Here is a 6,020-nt window from a genome sequence, read left to right on the forward strand (position 1 = left end):
TCCACGGTCAGCTCGACATGCGAACACCCGCCGAGGTCGAACAGGCGTATTACGCTGACCAGGAATCAGCCAATCCGGCACCTGTCGGACAAGGCTCCCGATAGGAACGAAAGTCAGGCCGATTCACACACCACTGCTTCGACCGTCGAGACAGACTCCTTGATCGAGTTCGGGCAGTCAGGGTTCTTCCCGTCGGCCAGCAGCTCTGATGCTCGCTGAAGGTGCCCGCGTGCTCCACTGAAGTCGCGTGCAGCTTCGATGGCTGCGCTTACGGCCTCCGCATCAACATCGTTATCCACGAGCACAATCTTCTTCTCGATGAATCAGTATCCGACCAGTACGACTCGAACACACGGTTGAACGGTTGAATGCTTCGACAGTTAGGGTCACCAGATTCTCGGCTCGCCACGTGCTGAATCACTCCAGGTACCTCCTAGGCCCTGCCCGCGTCAGAAAAGATCTCCGAGAAGATTGACCGCAGCTCAGCCTCGACTACGTCGGCTCGGCTCCCGAGAGAAGCTCGAAATTCTTCGAGCGTGACGCAAGTCGCACGGAACTCCACAGCCTGCCGGACCTTGTCGCGATACTTCGACGAACTGTCGTAGTAGTCCTCGACCGCTCCCTGGGACAAGACATGGACGCCGTTCTCGCGGAGACTCTCAATTACCGCGGCCTTCGCTGTTGACACTGCCTTCTCATCTTTCATCAAGACATCATGCCGATCCCCACTCCGCTGATAGGAGAAAAACTCCTCGACTGCGTTAACGATCTTCACCTGCGCGCCCTCTGTGCCATCGAACTCCCTTATTGCCTCGTGGGCGACCTTCCAGCGTGATCGAAGATCACCGCTCTTGTGCAACTCAGCCACCTCGCTTGCCGACTTCTCTTGCGTGCTCTTCAATTGAGAGTCAACCTCTCGGAGCAACTCGGAGCGGAGTTCGTTCTGGTGCGTCGAGGGTTCGAGCTTGTCGAAGCCTCCCAGAAGCGTGTCGAGGTCACACACGACGGAGATCGGGACATCGAACTTCGAGAAGAAGGTGCGGTAGTGGCCGATGTTCCCCTTTCCGTTAATGCGAGCGAACGCGATGTTCGCCTCTACGTCGCTCCACTCCGGGTTCAGCAGCCGCGCGAGGTGCGGGAACAGGATCGCATCGCTATCCCCCTCAACCAATACAACCTTCCTCGCGAAGAATCCGATGCTGTTGTTCTCGTGACAAATGATCTGGAAAGCAGTCTTCGCGCCCAGGTCGTCGCCGATCCTGACTGGTTTTACTTCGGTTGTTGGCGGAGAACCGTCCCGACCCGGAACCTTGCGGAGCTTGGTGAACGTTTGAGTTGATTCCGCGTCGAAGAAAAGCGGTGAGTGCGTAGTGACCAAGACCGGGAAATCCGCAGATACGGCTTGCAGTGCCGAGTACAACTGGCGCTGAGCACGTGGGTACAGATAGAGCTCCGGTTCCTCGAACAGGAGCCAATGTTGGTGCGGATTAGGCGCCTCGCGCGTGCCGGAGGCACGGAGCCTCGTGTAGGCGCGCAAGATGGCGAAGGCCACAGCACGCTTGAGCCCATCACCTTTCGAGATCACTGGTCCATCGTGTCCATCGTCGGCATAGATCTCAGCAGAAGCGAGGATCGTTTTCATCCGCGGCACGGGAACGTTAATCGTCAAGCCAACCTCAGGGAAGCTCTCTCGGACGAAGTCATTGATCAGACTCTCGACTATCCGGACCTGGTCTAGACGCTCGTCTGTGATGGTTCCGTCAGTTCCAACAACACGGCTTATCTGCTTGTGGATTTCGCGGAAGCGTTCTTCGATGTCAGTAAAATGCTCTTGAACCTCCTCCAGTAGAAGAGTCAGAAGCTTGCCGAAGGTAGCACTGTCCGAGGTTTTGACTTCATCGGATACATCTTTGACCGCCTCGATATAGATCGGCTCGGGCAGAAAATTCTTGATGCCGGCGTCCAACCCCGTCCCCAGCGGCTCATCTCGGAACACCTTCAGGTCATCAGCCATCTCGACCACCAGCTCGTCGCGCATAGCACGGACCGTCGTCTGAGTGGGCTTAGCGTCCAGGCGAGCATCGAGTTCAGGTATGAGAACCACGGCTGCCTCTCGCAGGGCGCTTCCCGACTTTCCCTTCATGATGGGCGTTAGGGCATCATCACCCCACCGATCCTCAGCCGGACGAAGACGAGACACGAGCAACTGAGAACGGGCGGACGCCAGTTCCACCTTCCTGACGAGTCGCACCTGGCCATCGACCACATCGGCCTTGAAACTCGCCCGATGCTGCTCGTTCTCGATGCGCTGCAGATCAGCATCCGTGACGTCATCGATGACGAGTTCTACACGGAGCGGCTCCGTGGGATCGTAGAAGTCAGTCGCGACAGCCCGTCGACTTGAACCAGGCAAGAGAAGAAGGATTGCTTGGAGCACCGATGACTTGCCGGCGTTGTTCTCTCCGATCAGGCAGCCGAACGATGAAAGAGGAACAGTCACGTCCTTCAGTCCACGAAAGTTCTGAATCTTGACTTCGGTCATCTTCATGATTTACCCACACTGAATCTCAAGGCTGGAAGGTCTCGGACTTGAACCTAGCGGTTACCTCTGACTGAGCGACTATCGACATGGTCGGCCCTACCGGCGCCCGCCGTGCTTGTGCTCATTGATCCAGCTCAGGGGTGGCACGTTCATCGCAGTTACGAGGGGTGCACTGGCGGAAGCGTGCTTACATCTCATGTGGGCATCCGTCCTCACACGCGCGTCTATCGAGTCAGGTGAGGCACCGCAGGTGCCCCAGAGGCCCAGGAGACGCGGCTGGGCCTTTTGCCTACCTATCCGGCGCTAACCAGTTCGCCCGCTCACTTGACTACGTGAGCCGTGATCCCGATCGATAGGCCAATCGCCGCTCCGGCTTCGATCACGCCGACCGCCGCCGCCAGGTCATCGCGGCCCTCGAATGCTCCGCGTTCGCGCTCGATCATGGCATCGACATCGGTGTCGTTGGTCTCCGGGAGGAGCGCCTCCGCCAGAACCCGCACCGGGGACGGGACCTCGTGCCGCGTCGAGTCCTCGCGCTGCGTGAGCCGCCGCGCACGCAGCGCGAGGACATCCAACGTGAGCGCGAGCGGCTCGGGGTCTACCTCGACTCGTTCGGACAGGATGAAGGTGGTCGCGGGCGCTACGCGCACGAGATGGTGGGCCAACCCGTCCGCGGGGACGCTGGAGGGACGGCATCCATACGAATCATCGAGGATGGTCCGCGCCAGGTACTTTTGCGTGAAGTCGGCGTCCGCATGGAAGGCCGGGGCGAGATACTGCACGATGGCGGGATTGCCCTTGCGCGCGAGCCGACGTTCGAGCCGCTGCAGGATCGGAAGTTGGTGATGCCCTGCGGGGAAAGTCGTCCGGTAGTGCGGCGCTCCCGCATGCGGCCAGGTCGCACTCCCCGTCCGTGACCGGGAGACGTACTCCCCCAGCTTGAACTGGAGGATCACTGCCATCGCTGTCGAGTCGAGCCGGACGTCGTAGCCGAGCGTGCGTTCCTCTCGCAGGCTCGGGATCCGTGGCGGCGCGATTAGAGTCTGCCCATGCCGCCTCAGCACCTCTTCAACCTCGCGGGTCACGGCGTTCGCGTACGAAGACTCCGAGAAATCAGGTAGCACGGCATCAGACTATCCAGCGAAAGCGCCGTCGTCGGGACCGGCTGCACGGCCGAGCCGCGTGTCCGAAAAGCTAGAGTGCCCCGAACAACGCTCCGGCTTTTCGAGCGTTCGCGCTGTCACGTACGTCTGGCTGCCACGAAGAAGCCGACGATCATCCCTGCAACGAAGGCGACAATACCCACGACTCGCTCGGTGCTGGTGGCCGCGTCGGGCGATGACCTCGGGGACGAGCTGCTCTGCGGGTGGCCTGCTCTGCCGTGGGATCTCGACAGTGGCTCGCACCCGCACATCGCTGTCGGCGCTCTTCACTTGGGCAGCTCTCAAGGGCTATGTTGCGACTGCCGACTCCGTCCGAAATGTGCGCATGCCCTCGGGATCGGTTCAGACGCCGGATGAAGACTGGCTCACGCAAGACACGATTGCAGCCCTGCTCGCAAGACAACAGGAACAGTCCGGCCACTATGCACTCATCACTGAGTTTCTCAGCATCTTTGGGGTTCGGTGGGGTGACCTTAGGGCCGTCCGTGTATCTGATCTGCAAACCCTGCCACATCCAGCCGTACGCATCACGAAGAGCCACAGCGACGGCTACGCCGAGAAGCAGCCGAAGACCAAGCGGGGACGGCGAACTCTTCCGCTCACGGATCGTGCGCATGAGATCGCTACTGGGTTCGCCTCCGGGAAGGCAGCACACGATCACCTGTTCACGACAGTGACCGGTCTCCAGCTCCGCATGAATATGTTCCGTCGCTACACCTCCTGGGCCTCAACGGCGGGCGGACGTCGGGTCCATGTGCTTCGCCACTACGCCGCGTCACAGCGGATCCGAGCAGGTATCCCCGTGAACCAGGTCGCCCAGTGGCTTGGCGACGATCCTCGCACCGTGCTGCACGTATGTGCACATGTGATGGGCGAGCAGCAGGACCGTGAGTCCCTCGCTCCGCTCAACAGCCACGAGAAGTCGGAACCCTCTCAGGATCCTCGGAGAACTGAAAGGCACCTGCTCCCCTCCCGAATGAGGGTGCAGGTGCCTGATTTCTGCGGAGACGAGGGGATTTGAACCCCTGGTCCCCGTAAGGGGACTCCACCTTAGCAGGGTGGTGCACTCGGCCGGACTATGCGACGTCTCCAGGCATCCGACCCGAAAGCACGGATGCACCTAGCCATCATAACGGGTCAGACGAGCGGTGACGAACCAGCCCGCGGGACTCTCCTTCTGGCCGACGCGCAACCGACCTGAGCGGGGAGGCGCACTCGCGCTGGGATACTGGCCGCACATCGTGGGCGCCCCGCGTCCACCGCGCGGAAGAGGACCGATCATGCCCCGGACAGACACCGTGAAGCCGGAGCACTCCGACACGCCCCCGCGTCGCCGGCGGGACGGCCAGGCCCGCGGATACGCCATCATCCTCGTCCTGCTCGTCGTCTCCTACGGCCTGTGCGCCGCGCAGCCGAGCACGGATCCGAGCCCCTGGGCCTTCCTCGCGATGCTGGCGACGATCGCGATGGTGTTCTACGTGACCAGGGCCCGGAACCTCGTCCAGCGCGTGTCGTGGGTGGTGCTCTCGGTTGCAGGTGCCTCCGCCGTCGCCGCTGCCCTCTTCGGTGTCGAGGGTCCTCTGCTCGCGATCCCGCTGTCGACGGCGTCGATGATCGCGCTGCTGGTCGCCCCCTGGGCGATCATCGCGCACCAGGTCAACCGACGCGGCCTCGACCTGGAGGCCCTCCTGGCGGCGATCACCGCGTACATCCTGGTCGGGATGTTCTTCGCGTTACGGGGGTTCGGCATGGTGGAGTTCGTGATTACCTCGACAGCGTCGGGCCGGCTTCGAGGGTGCGCTCGTACTCGCGCTGCGCCTCGGCGTTCAGCTCGGTCTTGCGGGCACCGCTGCGGGCGACCCAGGCCCCGAACCAGATGGTCAGCTCACGGGCGAAGACGAAGGCCGCGATCGCGAGCGGGGCGAGCAGCTGCTCTCCGACGAGGTCGAGCCCCTGACTCGCGCTGAGCTTCCAGAACGGCGCCTCGAACAGCTGGCCGAGGATATGTCCTCCATAGGCGATGACGCCGACGATGATGCCGAAGACGACCCAGAGTCCCCAGCGACCGCGGTTGATGATCGCACCGAGCAGCCAGAAGCCGAGGAAGAAGACCACGACGGGCGTCCAGAATCCCCAAGTCGTCAGCGGAGCGATCGCGGTCTGCCCGATGTTCTCCCCGGTCACATCATTACTCGTGAGTTCGCGGCGCAGCAGAGCAGTGAGATCATCCGGGAAGCGGCGATCGGCCTCTCGGAACCCGACCTGTCGCACACCTGCGATCTCATCCACCGTGCTATTGACTCATCGATCACGGG

5 protein-coding genes, 1 tRNA gene and 1 pseudogene are annotated in these 6,020 nt (G+C 61.7%); 1 reads left to right on the forward strand and 6 read right to left on the reverse strand.

Going from position 1 to position 6,020, the window contains the following annotated elements; genetic code table 11:
* Positions 1–433: 433 nt before the first annotated feature.
* Positions 434–2,542: an ATP-dependent endonuclease gene (locus KZA10_RS06445; protein ID WP_218682449.1), complete on the reverse strand. Its 2,109-nt coding sequence runs from the start codon at positions 2,540–2,542 to the stop codon at positions 434–436.
* Between the two features lie 320 nt (positions 2,543–2,862).
* A complete protein-coding gene (locus tag KZA10_RS06450) occupies positions 2,863–3,627 on the reverse strand; it encodes a hypothetical protein (RefSeq protein WP_218682450.1) in 765 nt (254 codons plus the stop codon).
* A 403-nt stretch (positions 3,628–4,030) separates the two neighbouring features.
* Here KZA10_RS06450 and KZA10_RS18695 point away from each other — a divergent pair.
* Positions 4,031–4,474 (forward strand): annotated as a pseudogene (locus KZA10_RS18695) (tyrosine-type recombinase/integrase); the annotation flags it as partial.
* A 6-nt stretch (positions 4,475–4,480) separates the two neighbouring features.
* Here the strand turns inward: KZA10_RS18695 and KZA10_RS17830 are convergent.
* The 4 genes from KZA10_RS17830 to KZA10_RS06470 all read right to left on the reverse strand — a co-directional run bounded on the left by KZA10_RS17830 (position 4,481) and on the right by KZA10_RS06470 (position 5,994).
* A complete protein-coding gene (locus KZA10_RS17830; RefSeq protein WP_256934491.1) occupies positions 4,481–4,621 on the reverse strand; it encodes a hypothetical protein in 141 nt (46 codons plus the stop codon).
* An 86-nt stretch (positions 4,622–4,707) separates the two neighbouring features.
* Positions 4,708–4,796, reverse strand: a tRNA-Ser gene (locus KZA10_RS06460).
* Between the two features lie 383 nt (positions 4,797–5,179).
* The gene (locus KZA10_RS06465) at positions 5,180–5,455 is read right to left on the reverse strand and encodes a hypothetical protein (protein WP_218682452.1); all 276 of its coding nucleotides are present in this window, start codon (positions 5,453–5,455) and stop codon (positions 5,180–5,182) included.
* 14 nt (positions 5,456–5,469) lie between these two features.
* Complete coding sequence (locus tag KZA10_RS06470) at positions 5,470–5,994, reverse strand: hypothetical protein (RefSeq protein ID WP_256934492.1); 525 nt, start codon at positions 5,992–5,994, stop codon at positions 5,470–5,472.
* Positions 5,995–6,020 lie beyond the last annotated feature (26 nt).

This window comes from Microbacterium sp. BF1 (genome assembly GCF_019279095.1).
GTDB classification, from domain to species: Bacteria; Actinomycetota; Actinomycetes; order Actinomycetales; family Microbacteriaceae; genus Microbacterium; species Microbacterium maritypicum.

What these genes read in the sequence shown, in the direction of transcription:
- KZA10_RS06445 (WP_218682449.1), bottom strand. Translation starts at nt 2,542, where the DNA reads ATGACCGAAGTCAAGATTCAGAACTTTCGTGGACTGAAGGACGTGACT.
- KZA10_RS06465 (WP_218682452.1), bottom strand. Translation starts at nt 5,455, where the DNA reads ATGCCGAACCCCCGTAACGCGAAGAACATCCCGACCAGGATGTACGCG.